General features: G+C 61.9%; 12 protein-coding genes and 1 tRNA gene. 4 read left to right on the top strand and 9 right to left on the bottom strand.

Features of this window, described 5'->3' with window-relative positions:
* Window positions 1-133: 133 nt before the first annotated feature.
* A tRNA-Met gene (locus tag HMPREF2743_RS02225) sits at window positions 134-210 on the bottom strand.
* 179 nt (window positions 211-389) lie between these two features.
* Window positions 390-3,365: a UPF0182 family protein gene (locus HMPREF2743_RS02230; RefSeq protein WP_070818118.1), complete on the bottom strand. Its 2,976-nt coding sequence runs from the start codon at window positions 3,363-3,365 to the stop codon at window positions 390-392.
* Window positions 3,366-3,488: 123 nt separating this feature from the next.
* Here HMPREF2743_RS02230 and HMPREF2743_RS02235 point away from each other — a divergent pair, with 123 nt between their 5' ends.
* Together HMPREF2743_RS02235 and HMPREF2743_RS02240 are read left to right on the top strand one after the other, a co-directional pair.
* Complete coding sequence (locus HMPREF2743_RS02235; RefSeq protein ID WP_070818098.1) at window positions 3,489-4,079, top strand: PPA1309 family protein; 591 nt, start codon at window positions 3,489-3,491, stop codon at window positions 4,077-4,079.
* A 77-nt stretch (window positions 4,080-4,156) separates the two neighbouring features.
* Complete coding sequence (locus tag HMPREF2743_RS02240; protein WP_070517855.1) at window positions 4,157-4,837, top strand: beta-N-acetylglucosaminidase; 681 nt, start codon at window positions 4,157-4,159, stop codon at window positions 4,835-4,837.
* A gap of 4 nt (window positions 4,838-4,841) precedes the next feature.
* On the opposite strand, the gene HMPREF2743_RS02245 is transcribed toward HMPREF2743_RS02240, so the two are convergent.
* Window positions 4,842-5,918: a YlbL family protein gene (locus HMPREF2743_RS02245; protein WP_070517854.1), complete on the bottom strand. Its 1,077-nt coding sequence runs from the start codon at window positions 5,916-5,918 to the stop codon at window positions 4,842-4,844.
* Window positions 5,919-6,011: 93 nt separating this feature from the next.
* On the opposite strand from HMPREF2743_RS02245, the gene HMPREF2743_RS02250 reads away from it, so the two are divergent.
* A complete protein-coding gene (locus tag HMPREF2743_RS02250) occupies window positions 6,012-7,439 on the top strand; it encodes a zinc-dependent metalloprotease (protein ID WP_070818099.1) in 1,428 nt (475 codons plus the stop codon).
* On the opposite strand, the gene HMPREF2743_RS02255 is transcribed toward HMPREF2743_RS02250, so the two are convergent.
* Window positions 7,436-7,933 (bottom strand): M48 metallopeptidase family protein, encoded by a 498-nt coding sequence (locus HMPREF2743_RS02255; RefSeq protein ID WP_070526185.1) that lies wholly within the window; start codon window positions 7,931-7,933, stop codon window positions 7,436-7,438. The genes HMPREF2743_RS02250 and HMPREF2743_RS02255 overlap by 4 nt on opposite strands.
* A gap of 75 nt (window positions 7,934-8,008) precedes the next feature.
* Here HMPREF2743_RS02255 and HMPREF2743_RS02260 point away from each other — a divergent pair, with 75 nt between their 5' ends.
* Window positions 8,009-8,839: a hypothetical protein gene (locus tag HMPREF2743_RS02260; protein WP_070526187.1), complete on the top strand. Its 831-nt coding sequence runs from the start codon at window positions 8,009-8,011 to the stop codon at window positions 8,837-8,839.
* A 6-nt stretch (window positions 8,840-8,845) separates the two neighbouring features.
* Here the strand turns inward: HMPREF2743_RS02260 and HMPREF2743_RS02265 are convergent, their stop codons facing one another.
* From HMPREF2743_RS02265 to HMPREF2743_RS02285, 5 genes are read right to left on the bottom strand one after another with little or no spacing between them, the layout of a single operon-like run.
* Window positions 8,846-10,897: an ATP-dependent DNA helicase UvrD2 gene (locus HMPREF2743_RS02265; RefSeq protein WP_210400240.1), complete on the bottom strand. Its 2,052-nt coding sequence runs from the start codon at window positions 10,895-10,897 to the stop codon at window positions 8,846-8,848.
* Window positions 10,869-11,603, bottom strand: coding sequence for an NAD(+) diphosphatase (locus HMPREF2743_RS02270; protein ID WP_070818101.1), 735 nt, complete (start codon window positions 11,601-11,603; stop codon window positions 10,869-10,871). Before HMPREF2743_RS02270 ends, HMPREF2743_RS02265 begins: the two co-directional genes overlap by 29 nt.
* Entirely contained in the window at window positions 11,603-12,715 is a 1,113-nt protein-coding gene (locus HMPREF2743_RS02275) for a potassium channel family protein (protein WP_070818102.1), read from the bottom strand. Before HMPREF2743_RS02275 ends, HMPREF2743_RS02270 begins: the two co-directional genes overlap by 1 nt.
* Before the next feature lie 42 nt (window positions 12,716-12,757).
* Window positions 12,758-15,970 carry an ATP-dependent helicase gene (locus HMPREF2743_RS02280; protein WP_070818103.1) on the bottom strand — a complete coding sequence of 1,071 codons (3,213 nt, stop codon included), beginning with the start codon at window positions 15,968-15,970 and terminating at the stop codon, window positions 12,758-12,760.
* Complete coding sequence (locus tag HMPREF2743_RS02285; RefSeq protein ID WP_371441223.1) at window positions 15,963-19,139, bottom strand: PD-(D/E)XK nuclease family protein; 3,177 nt, start codon at window positions 19,137-19,139, stop codon at window positions 15,963-15,965. Before HMPREF2743_RS02285 ends, HMPREF2743_RS02280 begins: the two co-directional genes overlap by 8 nt.
* Between the last annotated feature and the right edge of the window lie 3 nt (window positions 19,140-19,142).

A 19,142-nucleotide genomic window follows, 5' to 3' on the forward strand; every position in this document is an offset into this window, starting at 1 on the left:
GGAAAACAACACGTTTTGTCGTTTAGGCCACAAAATGCCATCGCTAAAGTCCCGATTTGAGTCCCAGGACGTGCGCCTTAAGAGAAATAACTAAAGCCCCTACCAGTGTTTCTCCTGGCAGGGGCTTGGAAGTTGGTAGCGGGGGCAGGATTCGAACCTACGACCTCTGGGTTATGAGCCCAGCGAGCTACCGAGCTGCTCCACCCCGCGTCGAGATGCACTTCCATACATCAAACGCTTCAGCACACTGGATATAAACACTAGGGTTGAAACCCCGTGTGCCGGCGACGGATGTAACTATACAGACACCTTGGCGCCTACCCAAATCCCCTGGGCAGACGCCATTTCATAGGTGAGGCGCCGAGTTTTTCGTCGGCGCCTATCCGGATTTACTGGGACTGCAGGGAGCGGTAGTCTTCCACTGCCTTGTCCAGCTCGTCCAAAGCCTTTCCGTACTCCTCGAAGGAGCCGTTCTTGGCCTTGTCCACGCCGTCGAGAGCCTTGTTGATGGCGTCGATAGCCTCGCCTTCGTTCGAAGCCTTCGGGGCCGATGCCGGCGCAGAAGCCTCAGCATCCTTGGAATCCTTGGATTCCTTTTGGTCGCCGCTATCGGACTCCTTTTCGGTTTGCTTGCCGGAGTCGCCTTCAATCTCAGTGATGTCCTGGGCGGCCTTCGGGTCGATGCCGACCTGCTCCAGGGCCTCACCAATCGTCGGCGCATACCCCACGCGCCCCTTGTAGGACACCAGCACGCGCAGCAGCTTCGGGAACGCGGACTCCTGGCCCTTGCGTTGTGAGTAGATCGGCTCGAGGTAGAGGATCTCTCCTCCACCCACCGGCAGGGCCAGCAGGTTACCGTTCTTCAGGTCATTCGAGCCCTGCCACAGCGTGCGGTCACGGGCCACCTGGTCGGAGGACATCATCGCGTCCTGTGCCTGCTTCGGGCCCTGGGTCTGGGTATTCGTCGGCAGCACGCGCACGGTGATATCACCGTAAGAATCCGGGTCGGAGGACACCGCCATGTGGGCGGAGAGGAACTGACGGTTCAGGCCACGGTAGGAGGTAATGAGCTGGAAGCTCGGCTTGTTGGTCTCCGGATCGGAAGCCAGCACGTAGTACGGAGGCTGGTTCAGGCCCTGGGACTCACCAGCGGTCGGGTCCTCCGGCACGGACCAGAAGGCATCGTTGTTGAAGAAGACGCCCGGGTCATCCACGTGGTACTTGGCCAGCAGGTTGCGCTGCACCTTGAACATGTCCTCCGGGTAACGCATGTGCTGACGCAGCTCATCGGAGATCTCCGACTCGGGCTTGACGACGCCCGGGAAGACCCCCTCCCATGCCTTAAGCACGGGGTCTTCGGTGTCGAACTCATAGAGATCGACGGTGCCATCGTAGGCGTCGACAGTCGCCTTCACCGAGTTACGGATATAGCCCACCTGATCATTGACCAGGCGCTGCGTCGTGCCCGTCGGATTCTGCGCGTCCTGGGTGGTCTCCGTCAGGGAGGTGCGCTGGGAATACGGCAGGGAATCCAAGGTGGTGTAGCCGTCAACGATCCACTTGATGCGGCCGTCGATAACCGCCGGGTAGGTGGAGGAATCCGTCGTCAGCCAGGGAGCAACCTTCTCCACGCGCTCGCGCGGGTCGCGGTCATAGAGCAGCTTGGACTCCGGCCCCACGCGGTCCGACAGCAGGAAGTTGAGTTCCTGGTACTTCAGCGCAAAGGCAGCGCGGTCAACGATGTTGCCGATGTCGACGCCACCCTTGCCGTCATAGGTGTAGGTGGAGGTATCGGTGTCGTACTCGACGGACTCATCACCGGTCTTGCCCACGATGGCGTAGTCCATACCGTCCTGGGCGCTAGCGATAACCGGGCCGAAGTAGGTGCGCGGCTGGTCCACCTTGATGCCGAGGGATTCTTCAGCATTCTTGGTTTCGCCCTCGCCCTCGGCGTCCTTACCTGCCTGGGTCTGCAAGTCAGCCACCGTGAAGATGGGGAAACCACCGCGGGCGGAACCGGCGTCACGAGCCACCTCATCGACCGTGTTCGCCTGCGCCGCAATAAAGCCATTGCCATGCGTATAGACGGTGTGGCGGTTGATCCAGTTCTGCTGGTTTTCTTGCAGCTCATTCGGATCCAGCTCGCGGGCAGCAACCACGAAGTCACGGAGTTCGCCGTCGATTTCATAGCGGTCCATCGCCAGCGTCTCTGGGAAGCCGTAGAAGTTCTTCAGCTGCTGCATCTGGGTAAACGTCGGCGCCAAAATATCCGGGTCCAGCAAGCGCAGGTTAGAGATGGTGGAGTCATCCGAGGCGACCTTGTCATCGGCGACGTCCTCCGCGCCCCAGTTCTCCTCGTAGGTCACCTTGTCATCGGTGAGGCCATAGGCAAAACGGGTGGACTCGATGTTGCGGGAGATGGACTCAGCCTCTTTAGCCTGACGGTTCGGGTTCACGGAGAAGCGCTCCATGATGAGCGGCCAGCCCTGGCCAATGACCAAGGAAGACAGCACCATGAGAACTACGGCCAGGCCCGGAATGCGCAGGTCCTTAATCACCACAGCAGAGAAAATCGCCACGGCCACGAACACGCCGATGATCATGAGAATGATCTTTGCCGGCAGGTAGGCATTGATATCCGTGTAGGAACCACCCGTAAACAACGAATGCTGGTTATACAGCAACTCGTAACGCCCCAGCCAGTAGCCGGCCACCTGGAGCAGCATCCAAATACCACCGGTTACTGCGAGCTGTGTACGCGCTGCTTTCGACAGCGAACCACGCACGCCGGCGGCGCGATTGCCCAAGCGAATGCCGCCAAGAATGTAGTGCCCCACGAGTGCAATGAGGAAGCACACTGCGACCAGCATGGAAGCCGCGTTGACCAGCATTGACCACACCGGCAAGCGGAATGCGTAGAAGCCAAGGTCGTGGTTGAACTGCGGGTCCGTCACCCCAAAGTCATGGGAATTAAGGAAGAGCATGACGGTACGCCAGTTTGCCTGCCCCAGAAGGCCAGAAACAACGCCGACAAGGACCGGGATGACCTTGAGGAAGACACTCATCGTGCTCTCAATGGACTTGCGGTACTGATAGACAGGGGAATTGAAGTCCGCCATGTCCATCGAGTCGCCGCGCCCCCGCCACACAATCAGGCCCGCTACGTAGGTAACAGCCGCTGCTACGAGGCCGAAGAGGACGAAGAGGACGATGCGCGTGATCAGGGTCTTGGTGAAGACCCCGCGGTACTCAATCGCGCCGAACCACTTCCAATCCGTATAGAAGCCCACCAACATGGGGCCAATGAACAAGAGGACCGCGATGATGGCGACAACCCACGAGAGAAATTTGGGCGGACGTTTCATCGGGGCGGTGGGTCGGTTGAGTCCGGAAGCCAACTCCAGCTCCAATCAAGTGTCGTGCGAATATAGAGGTATCAAGCTTCTAGTCTAGAGAAGCACTATGACCGTCAACGAACAAGGACGCTTATGAGTTCCCAACCTTCCTCCCAGCCTGCTGTACACCGCGCGCTCAACAAGGCCATGCGCGAGGCCGTGGATTTCATCCACGCCGAAGGCTGGGATGCACCTCCTACCCTTTTCGCTCTCGTCCCCACTGAGCTGGTGGCCGCCCAACTTGGGGACGTCGATGACTCCTCTTCCCTCACCCTCGTGGTGCAAGAGTTGCCGGAAGGCATCGAACCGGGCTCGGAGCACCTCGCGGACTACGTCTCGCGGCTAGCATGGCCGCGAGAGATCGCCGGCGTCATTCTGGCACAGGAGATCATGTTTAAGGACACCTCGGACGCCGTGCTTGGCGACGCCCGTCCCGCCCGCCTCTTCTCCGGAGTCCTGCGAGCCACCGCCCTGGACGGAAGCTCCACAGCCGATGCGGAGAGTTTCGACGACGATGGCGCCGAGCTCACGCTTTTGCAGCTACGCCCCACCGAGGAAGAACTGGCGGAGGCCGGCCCCTTCGCGGAGGACGATATCCAACTGCGTGGCGGACCGAATGTGGCGCCTGGGGTCATCGCTGCACTGCGCTACGGGTTGGAGCAAGATCCGGAGGAAATGCTCTAATCGACTAAACTCAGACTGCAGTGGCCATTAGCGCTCAGCTCTCAGGGCTGGGCACGCAATTGATAGAGGAGTCTCTCGTGCGCTTGACATCCCGCTTCACCGCCGCAGCATCGGCCGTGCTTGCCACCGGCTGCCTGCTCTCCGCATGTGGGAAGGACGATGCCCCCTCCCCTGAACCAGCGCCTGCGAGCGAAGCAACGACCGCCGCCGCGGAGAAGACCAGCGCCCCGGCCCCGGCAACCTCCGCTGAGGAATCCGAGACGACTACTCCCGCCACCTCCGAGTCTGCAGACAGCTCGGAGGCGGAGGATGAATCCTCAACCCGCAGCTACGCCGACCGCAAAGACAAAGACAAGGACGCCAGCGAGTCCGCGGAGCCCAGCGGCAAGTTCACCGACTCTGTGGAGCAGGCTTATAAGATCTTCGGTGGCCTCGTGCCGGAAGAGATCTTCGCGCAGTTCGACCGCTGCGATCCCAATGGCGTGACGGATTCTTTCAACTGCTCCGGCTCCGAGGTGGGACAGTTCCAGTTCTTCAAGTCCAAGACCAAGGCTTCCCAGACCACCCAGGTGCTCACCGAGCTGCGCAGCTCCCGCGTCATCGAGGACAGCGGCAACCGCGTCGTGGGCTGGTCCATGCTGGGCAACACGGCCATCCTCACCGTCGTTGACAACGATGAGGGCCTCATCATGCAGCAGATGATCTCCACGGATCAGGACGATCCGGAGGAGCGCCTCAAGGAGCTTGGCTTGGTGTAGCGGTCTAACCTTCGCAGGTCTCGACGGGCTTGCCCTCCGCAAAGTCCTGCATGGCCTCGATGGCATCGTCCAGCGTGTGGACCTTGGCCACCACCATGTCCCCAGTATCGCGGCTGACCGCCTCCGCGCAGTTGTCGGCTGGGGCGAGGAATAGTTCGGCGCCCGCTTCCTGCGCTGCGTGGACCTTGTGGACGATACCGCCAATGGGGCCGACTTCGCCGTCCTCACCAATAGTGCCGGTGCCGGCGACAAACCGGCCGCCGGTGAGATCCTCACTAGAGAGCTTGTCAATCACCGCCAAGGTAAACATCATGCCAGCCGAGGGGCCGCCGATGTCCTGCAGGTTGTAATCCACCGTGATGTCTTCGGTGGGCACCGAGGTCATAAGGATGCCTAGCAGGGCCACGTCCTCCTGCTCGGGGTGAGAGCCGAGGGTGACCCGGACAGTCTTTTCCTCGCCCTTGCGAATAATCCCCAGCTTCACTTCATCACCGGGCTTAAGAGCGCGGATCTTCTCCTGTACCTGGCCAGGCTCCGTGACCTTGTCGCCGTTGACGGCGGTGATGATGTCGGCGTCGTCAAGCGCGCCCGCTGCGGGGCCGTCGTCGAGCACCTGTGCTACCTCGATACGCACGGGCTTGTGCAGGTAGTTCATGGCGGCGACGGTGGCCGCTGACTCAGACTGGGTAAAAGCCTGTTGATTGGCTTCCTGAACTTCCTCATCCGTCTTGCCTTGCGGGATGACGCTGTCGATGGGGACGATGGTGTCATCGGTGAAAAGCCACCGCCCCAAAGCTTGAGCCAACGTCATATTGGTGCGCACGGAGACCGTCGTCATGTTGAGATGCCCCTGCGGCTGGAACGTTTCTGGGGCCTCGACGTTGACCACCGGTTCTCCCTCCACTTCACCCAAGGTGTCCACGGTCGGACCTGGTCCTTCGGCGGCGTACGGCACCGACAGGGTGATGTCGGTACCGGGGATGTGGTCAACGCTGAGCAGGGCTCCCGTCAACACCACCGGAATGGCTCCCCACGTCAGGGTGGACAGGCGGCGAGTTCGGGGGTTCTGCGAAGATTTCACGGAGGATCAGCCTACAGCCTCGTGATGCTTGTTCGCTCTCAGCGTTGCCGTGGTCCTAGAATCCGCGCTAGGAAACCTAGTAGATTAGGCCCCATGAGCAACGGATTCGGTTTTTCCTTCCCCAATAACGACGATGACGATGATAACGATCGTCGCGACCAGAACCCGTTCGGCGCCTTCGGCTTCAGCGCGGGCAACGGTGGCCTAGGAGACCTATTGAATCAGTTCGGCCAGATGCTGTCCGGCATGGGCTCCTCCATGAATTCCCCGGAGGGTTCCGGCCCGGTCAACTATGACTTGGCCAAGCGCATCGCGCACCAGCAGATCTCCGGCGATAAAGAGGTCAGCGAGCAGGACCGCACCGCCGTGCAAGAAGCCGTGAGGCTGGCGGAACTGTGGCTGGATGATGCCACGATTCTCCCCACCGCATCCGGCACCGTCACTGCCTGGAATTCCGCGCAGTGGCTGGATTCGACTCTGCCGATGTGGCAGCGCATGGTCACCCCGGTGGCGGAGCACATGAACTCCGCGCAGCTGGAATCCTTGCCGGAGGAGGCCCGCGAGATGATGGGCCCGATGACTTCGATGATGAACTCGATGTCCGGCATGAACTTCGGTATGAAGCTGGGCCACGCCCTAGGTGATCTGGCTGCGCAGGCATTGACCGGTTCTGATTTCGGCTTGCCGGTCTCCCCAGCAAGCACCACCGCACTCTTGCCGCACAATATTCAGGCCATCGCGCGTGATCTCAACGTTCCGGGCCAGGAGGTGCTCGTCTACATTGGGGCCCGTGAAGCTGCCCGCCAGCGCCTGTTCAAGCATGTGCCATGGCTGGTCGAGCGCCTCGTCTCCTCCGTTGAGGAATACGCCATGGGCTTGGTTATTGATACCTCCCACATCGAGGAAGCTACCCGCGAGCTCAACCTGGAATCCGGCGACCCGCAGGCCATCCAGGACGCGATGAGCAAGCTACAAGGCATGGACCTGTCCCCGCGGATCACCTCTCGCAACGCGGGCGCGGCTTCCCGCCTGGAGACCCTCTTGGCACTCGTCGAGGGCTGGGTAGAGCACGTCGTGACCGAAGCACTCGGAGAGCGCATCCCGTCCACGAAAGCAATGACTGAAGCGTGGGCGCACCGCCGCTCCACTGGCGGCTCCGCGGAGAAGGCCTTCTCCCAAGTTGTCGGCATCGAGCTCAACGCCCCGAAGGTGGAGGCCGCCACTGAACTCTGGCGCCGCGCCACCGTCGCGGTAGGCTCCGATAAGCGCGATTCCGCCTGGGACCACCCGGATCTTCTGCCCACGGCCGAGCACCTGGAGAACCCGGCGTCCTTCATCGACGGTTTGCTCGATGACACCCCTGATGAGGGCTTTGAGGCAGAATTCTCCAAGCTGGAGGAGATGCTCCGCCAACAGGATTCCGGTGACAATGCCAGCGATAACACCAGCGACAGCACTGGTGAGGACACAGACGCCGACGGCGACGACAACAAAAAGGACAAGCCGGAGGAAGAGAACTAGCGGAAACGCTGGTACGCCTCGAGGTATCCTTTCGCGCGCTCCGCTTTGGGCGCGCGGTCAGCCCACTCCCAGAAGTCCGGACCATGGCCCGGGATGAAGGTGTGCGTCAGCTCGTGGATGATGACCGCGTCGAGGACGTAGTCAGGAACATCCTGCAGCCGGTCAGAAATCCGAATATCTCCCGTTGAGGTAGTGCAGCTACCCCAGCGGGATTTTTGGTTACTCACCCACCGGATGGAACCCACCGTGGCGCGGCCCTCCAGAAAGCGAGTGTTCAAGGTGCGGGCGCGGTCGGCCAGGGAATCGTCGGAAAGCTGCGAAGAGGTTTGTTTTTTGCGCACCTTCGCCACGATGCCATCCACCGCTTCGCGCTCCTCCGCCGCTGACATCCAAGCGGGGATGCGCACCTCCAAAACACCGTCGACCACGCGGGCTTGGACGGTGCGACGGCGCCGGGCTGAACGGATGACGCGTACCTCGGGATTGCTCGACATGACAGGGCATTCTACCTGTGGTGCAATGGTGTCTAAACACACCTGGGGTGGGTCATAAAAACGGGGAGGACAGTCTTGAGTGCACAGACGTACATGCTGGCGCCGGAAACCACGATTCTTGAGCGTGAACCCGGAATGCTCCAGTGTGGGATGGATGCCACGCGCGTCGGGGTTTTCGAAGCCCACCCACAGCTGGCAGGCTTGCTCAACAGGCTGCGCACGCCGCTGACCCGACAAACCATTGAAAAATCCATTGAGAATACAGGCATGAGCCCCTCAGCTGCCCGCAGCCTAGTGGAGGATCTGATTAGCTACCGAGTTCTGTGGCCGGCGCCCCGGCCGCAGCGCGTGGCCGTGCTGGGAACCTCCGCCCTGGCCAATGAACTGCGCGATGTCCTGCTTGGTGATTCCTTTCAACCACGCTCCCCTCTCCACAGCGAAACCCCCGCCGAGTACATCGCAAACGTGGCCGGGCACCTGCCTATCGTGGCTGTCGACATGTTGGATGGCGCCACGGAATGGGCACAGGCCATGCACAATTCCCCAGCCACCTGGTTGCCGGTATCTATGATCGATGCCCGCGGCATCATCGGACCGGTTCGCATCGACGGGGCTGGCCCCTGCCCGCTATGCGCGCACCTGCACCGCATCGAATCAGACGAGCTATGGCACGAGGTGGCCCACCGCGCCGCGGCAGTGGAAGCACCGGGAGACCCAATCGTGCGCACTGCGATAGTGATGCATGCGGTGGTGATTATTCGCCGGCTATTGGGGAGGCCGGCCCCACCAGGAGCCCCCGGTGGCAAGCCGCTCGCCGGCGAACTCACGGAGATAGACCTCTACGGCTTAGAGCAGCGGAGACTACTTATGGAACATCCCCGCTGCACGTACTGTGCTGCTTCGTAGTTCCTCTTAGCCGCGGGAAGAAGCAATGATCTGCAGCACCTCCGCTCCATAGCGCTCCAGCTTGGAGGGGCCCACCCCGGAGATATCCAATAGCTCCGCTTCATTGGTGGGAAGAGCCTCCGAAATCGCTTGCAGGGTGGCATCAGAAAACACGACGTAGGCAGGAACCTGAGAGTCCTTCGCCACGGATGCCCGCCACGCGCGCAGCGCGTTGAAGACATCCTCATCACCCTCATACTCGCACCACTCATGGCGGCCGAGGACCTTCTCCGCTGGGCTGCTGAGCTGCCCCGAACATACTCGGCAACGGCGCGGGCGATAGCGACGGTTCGATGACTGGCTCTCCTCGATTCCCGGGACCACCCCGTCCAGGAAGCGAGTTCGCTCACGCGAGGCGCGCGAGCCGGTGGTCTTTGCCAACGCCCACGACAAGGCAAGGTGCTCGCGGGCACGGGTAATGCCGACATAAAACAGTCGGCGTTCTTCCTCCACGTGTTCATCGCCAGCCTTAATAGCGTGGTTAATGGGCAGCAGTTTTTCGGTGAGGCCCACGAGGAAAACCGCATCCCACTCCAAGCCCTTGGCGGCGTGGATGGTGGCCAAGGTGACGCCCTCCATCGTGGGGTTGTGCTTGTTCTCGGAACGGCGGTGCAGCTCACCGAGTACGCCGGGAAGGTCGATGCCCTCGTGGTCCTCTACGATTTGTGCGATGAGATCCACCAGTGCGGTGAGCGACTGCCAGCGCTCACGAGCCTGCGCGCCCTGCGGCTCCGTGGCGGACAGCCCCAGCTCCACGAAGGCCGCGCGCGCCACGGCCACCGGATCGTTCGGCAGATCATCGCGACGGGTGGCGGCGATGAGCACGCGGATGGCTTCCAAGATCTCTGGGCGGCGGAAGAAGCCTTCGCCGCCGCGGACTTGGTAGACCACTCCGGCGTCGGCAAGCGCCTGTTCAAACTGCTCCGACTGCGCGTTGATACGGTAGAGGATCGCAATCTCCGAGGCCTTAACTCCCTGGTTGAGCAAGGTCAGAACCTGGCCCGCGACCTCCTTGGCCTCAATCTCCTCAGATTCATAGGCCTTAAACGTGGGCTCGGGCCCTGGCTCGCGCATACCCTGCAGCTCCAGACGGGTTCCCGCAGCGCGGCCCGTGGCCTTCGAGATGACTTCGTTGGCCAAATCCGTCACCTGCGGAGTGGAGCGGTAGTCTCGCTGCAGCTTCACCACGGTGGCCTGCGGATAGGTGCGGGAAAAATTTAGAAGGTAGTCCGGGGAAGCACCGTTGAAGGAGTAAATGGTCTGGTTGGCATCGCCCACGACCGTCAGGTCATCGCGCTCCCCCAGCCAAGCCTCCAAGACGCGCTGCTGGAGCGGGGTCACGTCTTGATACTCGTCCACCACAAAGGTGCGGTACTGCTCGCGGAAAACCTCGGCTACCGCAGGCACGTTCTCGATGGCACCAGCAATATGCATGAGCAAATCATCGAAATCGAGGTACATGAGATCCGGGGTGGCTTTCATGTCCTCATAGCGACGAAAGACCTCCGCCACCTTGGCTGGGTCCCCCGGTGCTTCACGGTCCGTGGATTCGATGACACCGGGATAGCCCTCGGGGCTAATCAGCGAAGACTTTGCCCATTCGATTTCCCCCAGGAAATCACGAATGGTGTCCTTGTTGTTGTCCAGGCCAAGCGAGCGGACCGCGCGGCCGACCAGGCTGAACTTGTTGTCGATGAGCTGCCAAGGCAAATCCCCCGCAACCTGCGGCCAGAAGTACTTCAGCTGGCGGCGCGCTGCGGCGTGAAAAGTTTGGGCCTGTACTCCCCCGACGCCCATCTGATTGAGACGCTCGCGCATTTCGCTCGCGGCACGTGCGGTAAAGGTAACGGCCAGAACGCGCTGCGGGTTGACGAAACCCTGGTCCACCATATGGGCAATGCGATAGGTAATCGTGCGGGTCTTACCCGTTCCGGCACCCGCCAGGATGCAGACTGGGCCGCGCGGCGCCGTGGCTGCGGCTCGCTGGTCTTCATCGAGCAGGGACAGATCCGGTCTCATCACCGTGGAACCACTCCATAATCATCGTGTGTGCAATCGAGCCCTTGCGGGCAATGGTCAGTTCTGGCAGCTCAGCGCGGGACACCCACCGCACTTCCGCGAGCTCTTCGTCAGTGTCGCACACGGCCTGGACGTCCTCCGTGACCGCGGAAAAGCCCACCATCAAGGAGCCACTGGGTGGCCAAGGCTGTGAACCCCAGTACTTGACTGACTCAACGCGGCGGCCGGTCTCTTCCAGCGCCTCCCGGATCATCGCTTCTTCGAGAGTCTCACCGGGGTCCACATAGCCGGCAATCAAGGAGAAGAAGTCCGGGCGGTGACGGTTACGAGCCAACAGGATCTGGTCCGACTCTTCGTGACGGATAATGCCGATGACGGCGGGATCAAGGCGTGGAAATACGAGGTGCTCGCCGTCGCGGCCCACCGCCCCGGGCGCGGGATAAGACAGCTCGCGGCCGCTGCGCGGATCAAAGCGCGCTTCCCGACGGTTACGGATCAGGTGCAGGGCTTTGAGGATGTCGCGCTGACCGTTAAAGAAGGTGGCATCACGCAGCGCGCCGAGCCGCTCGGCGGCCTCGGTGCCCAGTAGGAAAGCATGGATGGCCCCGGCCGTGACCACGATGTCCCCCGCTGACTCAGCCAGAAAAACCGGCTGGCCCTGTGGCGTAACCGGGACGCGGCCGGTCTCGGTGACAGGCAGGAACATTAGTTGCCTTCGTCCTCGTCTTCATCGGAATCTTCCGCGGCCTGCTGCATCTCGTGCTTGATGTAGAGCAGGCGGTCACCGGGCTTGAGCGCGTACGCATCTGCCGTGTCGACGCGGTGCAGCTCGTTGTTGCGCAAGACGGCCAGGACAATGTCGGCGAGGTGGCGCGGGTTGGAGCCCACCTCGAATTCGCGCACTGCGCGCTCCGCCACGGAGAAACCCTCATTTGGTGAGAGGAGATCCTCCATCATCTCCACCACGGTTGGCGTTACGGTAGCGAGGCCCAGGAGGCGGCCGGCCGTCTCCGCCGAGGTCACCACCGAATCAGCGCCAGATTGAAGGAGAAGGTGGCGGTTTTCAGATTCACGCACAGACGCGACCACCTTGGCCTTAGGGTTAAGCTCTCGCACGGACAACGTGCACAGCACCGCGGTATCGTCCGTGGACGGAGTCACCACCACGGAGGAGGCGTGCTGCGCACCGGCGATGCGCAGGACGTCCTGCTTGGTTCCGGAGCCATAGATGGTGACGAGGCCGTGGTGCTCGGCGCTGGCCAGGGCCGCGCGGTTGTTATCAACAACCACGATTTGGGAGGCGGGAACATCATCAGCGATGAGCGCGGCGACCGCACCGGCACCCTTGGTGCCATAGCCGATGACAACGGTGTGGTTACGCAATTGCTTTCTCCAATTCTGGATTTCAAAGGTGCGGCGGGCTCGATCCGTCAGAACCGACAAGGTAGCACCGACCAATAAAACAAGGAAGAGCAGGCGGGCCGGGGTAACGATAATGAGGTTAATGAAGCGCGCGGTGGGAGTCACCGGGACAATATCGCCATAGCCCACAGTGGTCAACGACACCGCTGAGTAATAAGCGGCATCGAGGAAGGACAGGTCTTCGCTGTAGCCATCACCGTCAAAAAAGACGACGATGGTGACGAAAACCAAGAGTCCCATGGCCCAGATAACGCGGCTTGCCAGCTGCTTCCACGGGCTGGTGCTCTGCGTGCGCGGAATCGTGATGACATCAATGAGCGCGTGATCAGGCTGCGAGGTCAGCTCAACCTGCGACAAGAAACGCGATTTAAAGCGTTTACCTAAGTGCTTGGGCACGAAGTGCCAACCTCCCTTGACAGTGCGGAATTCCTCGTGAGACTACCTTAGACTCAACCCTGGTGGGGTTGAAACTGCAGAGCTTAAGAACTCAGCCAACCGTGGTCCGGTGGGCAAGTCCTCCGGCTCCAGAAGATAGTTCTCATGCACGTAGAAGAACGCCGCGCGGACAGTCTCCACGCCGTGGATGCGCCGCCATGCCTCCGCGTAGACGGCGAGCTGAATCTGCGCCGAGGCCAACGCAGCGCCCTGGGGGCGGCGGCCAGTCTTCCAGTCCACGATGAGCCACGAACCATCCGGCTGTTGGAATACCGCATCCATGCGGCCGCGGACGACGGAATCCCCAATGGTGATCTCGAAAGGGGCCTCCACGAAGGCCGGCGTGCGTTGTGCCCACTCCGAGGCTAGGAAGGATTCCTTGAGGGATTCCAAATCGTGGTCCGGTTCATCATGAGAGCCGGGCAGCTCATCCTCCCCCAACAAGGCAGGCGCGCCAAAACGATCCTCCAACCAGGCGTGGAAAGCAGTGCCGCGCTTGGCATAGGAGTTGGGTTTGAAGGGGATGGGGCGACGCTGGCGGCGCGCGAATTGGGTGGGATCTGCCGACATGGCCACCATGTCGGAGGCCGTCAGCTCGCCGGGCAGTTCAACATCGACCACTGGGGCCTGGAGGGCTTTGTGCTCTTCGATGAGCGCGCTCGCCTCCTGTTCCCAGAGCCCGAAGACTTCACCATCACGAAGCGGGGGGAGGTTCTCCATAGCTGCGCGGACCGCCTCTGCTGCCTGCAGCGCTTCCGCTTGCGGGGTCAATGAGGGGAAAGAGGATTCAACTATGCCACCTTTCTCCTCTTCCACAGGGATTTCGGGGATATCCCAATGAACAATCAGCTCCGGATGCTTATCTGCCAATAGCTGCAGGTAGGAATAGGGGCCCTTCTTGCTCTTGCCTTTGAGTTTATTCGTGCCGGAACCAGTCACCGTCAGCGTGGACTCGGTGCGGGTCATCGCCACATAGAACAAACGGGCAGCTTCCTCTGCTTGGAACTCGCGGTTCTGTTCCTTGAAAGCCGTGCAGGCCTTATCAAAGTCAGAGCGCGTCACCGCATCCTCAGGAACATCGATGGCATCCTCATCACCTGGGGCCTTTTCAATCTTGGTCAGGAAGGTCTCCGCCTGCGCCTTGTAGCTCGAGGAATCCGCATGTGCCACGCAGACGTGCTCCCATTCCAAGCCCTTGGACTTATGCACCGTCATGATCTGCACGCGGTTGCGCACAAGCGGGACCTCTCCCAGCTCGAGCCCGTCTTCCTTTTCCTTGGCTAACTCAAGATAGTCCAAGAGACCGGCCAAGCCATCACCGTGGAAGCCCGCGACAAAATCGGCGAAGGCGTCAAGGTGCGTTGCTCCCCCCGGCTTGCCGGAGGCAAGAACTTCGGTGCGCAGACCAAAGAGCAGCTCAATATCGGCCACGATGTCGTTGAGAGTCTTGCCCAAAGAATAGGTACGGAGATAGCGCAGCTTAGAGGAGACCGCCTCCATGCGCTCCAAGCCTTCGGTGCTGTAGCGATCGCGTTCACCGAGGTCTGCGAGGGCGTCGGCAAGCCCCAGCACCTGGTCTGGCCCCTCCGCCGTGATCTCCTCGACCTGGGCAGCCAGGTGTGCCAGGGGATCACCGCCTTCCCACCGCGTGCGTCCCTCGGTGGCACCTGCAAGGTTGCGCTGACGCGAATGCAGCGCTTGAATATCGGCGATACCCAGGCCACACATCGGCCCAGTAAGCACGCGCAGCGCCGCAGCGGTGTCCTGTGGCCGCACCAAAAGCGTGGCCACCGCCACGAGATCTTGGATCTCCGGCTGCCAGAGAAGTCCACCGAGGCCAAAGATCTCGTTGGGCACGCCGACCTCATCCAAAGCAGCGGCGATCAACGGCGATTGCTTATTGGTGCGCACGAGAACGGCGGCACTGAAATCCTCGCCTTCCGGCGTGGACTCATAGAGCCGGCGGAGGTGCTCAGCGATGAACGCGCGCTCCTCATCCTCCGAAGCGAAGTAACCCAGCTCTACCTTGCCGGCCGGTGCGGTGGGCTTGGGCGACAGCTCATCTACTGGGCGCTCGCCAGGGCTTGAGGAGAAGAGCTTCGACGCCACGTCATTAGCCAAGCTGAGTACCGTCGAAGGGTTGCGCCAGGAGGTGGTGAGCTGATCCTTCGGCGCCGGGGTGCCGTCCGGCTGCGGAAAGTCCGTGACGAAGGCCTCCAAGTTTTCTGCCGTAGCGCCGCGCCAGCCATAGATGGACTGCATGGGATCACCCACCGCAGTGACCGAGAGCCCCTCGCGCTCGCCGCCAAAGAGAGAGCGCAGCAAGATGCGCTGCGCGTGGGAGGTGTCCTGGTACTCATCCAACATGATGACGCGGTAGCGCGCGCTTTGTTGCTCGCCTAAGAGCGGGAAGTTCTTGGCCAGGGTGGCGGTGATGGACATCTGCTCACCGAAAGTGATCACCCCACGTTCTGCCTGCTCTTTCTTGAGCGCTTCCACCAAGGGCAGGTACTCCAGGCGCAAGCGCTGGGTATCCAGGTATTTCTGCAAGTCCTTGCTGAACTCACCCTTGGTCCTCTTGCTCTTTTCTAGGTCCTCAGCGGTCTTGCGGAAGATGTCCTCATGCTCATAGAGATCCTGCGGATTCTTAAGCTCTCCGTCCATCGTTTCCGCGAGCTTGAGCAAGGTAGCGGTGACCGTGGCCACCGCATTATCTGTGCTGAGCGAGCCCGAGTAATTGCTCACCACCTCGTGGGCGATGGCATAGCGCTCCGCCTCGGTGATGATGCGGGCATTCGGCTCGACCGGCATGAGCAGGCCATACTCGCGGACAAGATCACCGGCATAAGAGTCATAGGTGGACACGTTTGGCGCGATATTTTCCACCGCCTCTGCCGCCGAGCTGCCTGGGGCAAGGATTCCAGAGGAACGCAGGGTCAGCAGCTGGCGGCGTATGCGCTGCTCTAGTTGTTGGGCTGCCTTGCGTGTAAAGGTCAGGCCAAGGACCTGCTCGGGCCGCACCAAACCGTTTGCCACGAGTGAGACCACGCGCGAGGCCATCGTCTCCGTCTTACCAGCGCCTGCGCCGGCCACGACGAGTTTCGGGCCAAGCGGGCCATCAATAACGGCGGCCTGTTCCGGGGTGGGCGGAAAGGGTTTGCCCAGCGCAGCAGCCAGCTCCTCAGGGCTGAAGTTTTGAGCGGGATTCTTAGGCATCGGTCACCAGACCTCCTTCATTCATCACAGGGCAGATAGAGCGGATTGGGCAGCGATCACAATCAGCGTTTTCGCGCGCGGTCAGCCCCGGACCACGCAGCTCAGCCACGAGTGCGGGCAGCGACTGCGCAAACTCTTCGAGCTCCTCAGGAGGCTTGGTGGCTTGCTCCCGGGTGGACACGGCGGCAGTACTGGATCGCGGATACACCAGAACACCCCCGCCACGCGGCAGGCCGTCACCGGTCCGGATAGACACAGCCTGCGACTCGCCGCCAGGTTCTACGGGCGCTGTGACAAGCTCACCGTGCGCCAGCGCCAGCTGGTAGGTCATGAGCTGGGTATTGTCTTGGGCACTGGTCGCCGACGGGACTTTTGTCCCCGTCTTGAGATCCACCACGACGTAGTCTTCGCCGGCCTTCGCCAACCGGTCAATGAACCCACGAATGGTGACATCGGGGGCAATGTCCACGGTGACGGGGACCTCAACGCCCACGGGTTCGAGTGATGTCGAGCTCGAGAGCACCCAACTATGAGTGCGGTCGATAAGGCGCTCAAAGTCCGCACGCTCAGCCTCGCGGTGCCACGCTGGCCCTTCCAGAAGCGCATCGAAGGCATCGAGCACCAGCCGCTTCGCGGGCTCGGCGGCAGCACCGCGGCCTAGCGCTTCCAAGAAAGCATGCGCTAAATTACCCCGTAGCAGGTTGATATTCGCAGAATCATCCTCCACGAGCTGCCCCAGCACCGCGTTGAGCGGACACGTGAGCAGAGCATCAACCCGGGATGGCGACACTGTGCTCGAACCACGCAGCGGCAATTGCGAAGCCACTCCGCGCGCGGCCCACCACTGATCCGGATGCGCCCCGGGGACCCCGGCCTCCGCCAAACGGGCCAACTGCCGGACCGCCTGGGAGCGCTCCACCTCGCCGGTCTCCGGATCGGTTGCACAACGGCGCAGTTGCGCCACGAAGGCGGGCACCGAGAGCACGGAGACATCAAGGGGATCGAGCTCTCCCTCCCCACTAGCAGCACTGGGCAGCGTCACCGGATTCGGCTCCGGAACCTCGAGACCCAGCTCACGTGGCCAGGCCTGGCGTGCCAGGCGCTTGCCTGCCTCCCGGCGCGCTTGTGCGCCGGGAACATCAACGCCGCGAGTAGAAAGGAACTCGTCGATGAAACGCGAGGGTTCTTCCACGACATCACTCTCCGGTGAGTCCACCGCCACGATGAGCAGCCGTTGCCTGTGACGGGTGGTGGCCACGTGGAAGAGGCGGCGCTCCTCCGCCAAGCGCCCCGACACGTGGCTGACTGGGGTGCCGAGAGTGATGCCACGATCCAACAGATCGATGAGGTCTTCTTGCCCAAAAAGAGAGCCGGTCTCCCCCACCGAGGGCCACGTTCCTTCCTGAACGCCCGCCACGATGACGGTGTCCCACTCGCGCCCCACTGCGCCATGCGCGGTGAGAATTTCTACCGCATTGGGCAAGGCCGAGCGGCGATCCCGCACGCCGGTGGGCAGTTCTTGCTCCGTGATATGCAGAATGAAGGACTCCAACGATGCCGCCGGACGGCGCTCGGCGTAATCGCCGGCGGCGTCGAACAAGGCCATCATCGCGTCCAAGTCGCGGTCCGCCTGCGAACCCGCGGCGCCACCGCGCAGGGCTGCTGCCTGCAGGCGCGTGTCCAAACCCGTGGCTTGCCACACCTCCCAGAGGACTTCCTCAACAGCAGCGCCTTCCCGCAAGGCTGCACGACCGGCAGACAGCACCCCGCGAATACGCGCCAAAATCGCTTCCTCGCGCTCGGTGAGGAGGTTATTGAAGTCCGGCAGCTCACCGTCCAGCAACTCTCGAAGCGTATTCATTCCGCGCTGCTCCGGTTTCCAGCGGCGTAGGCCGCGGATGAGTCTCCGCAGCGTCACCGGATCAGCGCCGCTCACGGGACCGGTAACCAGGTCCTCGAGTTCGGCGGGCTCAAGCTCATTCTCCAGAGCACGCAGGGCCAAAAGCACCGCTTTGACCAAGCGCTGCTCAGCGAGCACCACGTCCGTGGGGTTGATGTGCACCGGCACGCCGGCAGACAGCAGCGTGCGCCGGGCAGGTCCAATGTCTCCAGTAGAGCGCACGATCACTGCGATATCTCGCCAGTCCACGCCGTCCTCTAAGTGCCGGCGGCGAACCGTATTGGCCAAGACATCACGCAAGGTACCCCGGGAATCCACGACGCTCACGCACGCCGGGGAAGGCCTGCGGTACGTAGAACTCAGGCGAAGTTCATTCTCTGCCTTCCAGGTGGTGAGGAAATCTGAATTAGCACCGCGGAAGGCAAAGACCGCTTGGTCGGGGTCACCACCAATCACGGTGAGGCGTGCGGTCTTCGCCAGCTCCGCGATCAGCTGGCCGGAGGTCGGGTCCAGCAACTGCGCGTCATCGACCACGATGGTGTGCCACGGGTGCTCGCGCAACAGCTCCGGGCGCAAAAGCACCTGGCTGACCAATTCCGCAGCGGAATAGGAATGCGAACCCGCCAGCGCCTGAGTGCGCTCATATTCGCGCAGGAAATCTCCGGCAGCCACCCACATGGGGCGGCCGTAGCGCTCCCCCAGCTCTTCCAGGTCTGTCGGGCCCAGGCCACGTTCGATGGCGCGCAGCAACAAGTCACGCAGTTGGCGCGCAAAGCCCACGTACTCCAGGGCCGGGCGCATCTCCTCTGGCCACGCGCCCCGGCGATCGGCCGCATGGCCCTGTAGCAGTTCACGGATCACTGCATCCTGTTCCGCACCGGTGATGAGACGCAGCTCCTCCTCGCTGCTTTGGCGCAGCAGCGCAAAAGCCAATGAGTGCACCGAGCGCACCATCGAAGTCTGTGCGGCATAGTCATCAAGGTTCTCTGCCAATTCCCGGCGCAGCAGCGAACCGGATTCCTTGGATGGGGCAACAACAAGGATGCCGGAGGCATCGGCTCCAGCATTCAGCTGTGCCAAGACAACGTCGATCAGCAGGCTTGACACCCCTGACCCCGCCGCACCAAGCACCCGCCAGGTACCTTGCTGCGGCAAAGGAACATCCCATTCGCGCGACGTGGCGCGGCGGCTACGGGGAATGAGGCGGACTTCCGGTGAGGGAGGAAGCGTGACGCCGGTACGTGTGGGGGATTCGCTGCTGTACTTCACGCC

This window comes from Corynebacterium sp. HMSC036D02, from assembly GCF_001836165.1.
In the GTDB taxonomy this organism is placed as follows: Bacteria; Actinomycetota; Actinomycetes; order Mycobacteriales; family Mycobacteriaceae; genus Corynebacterium.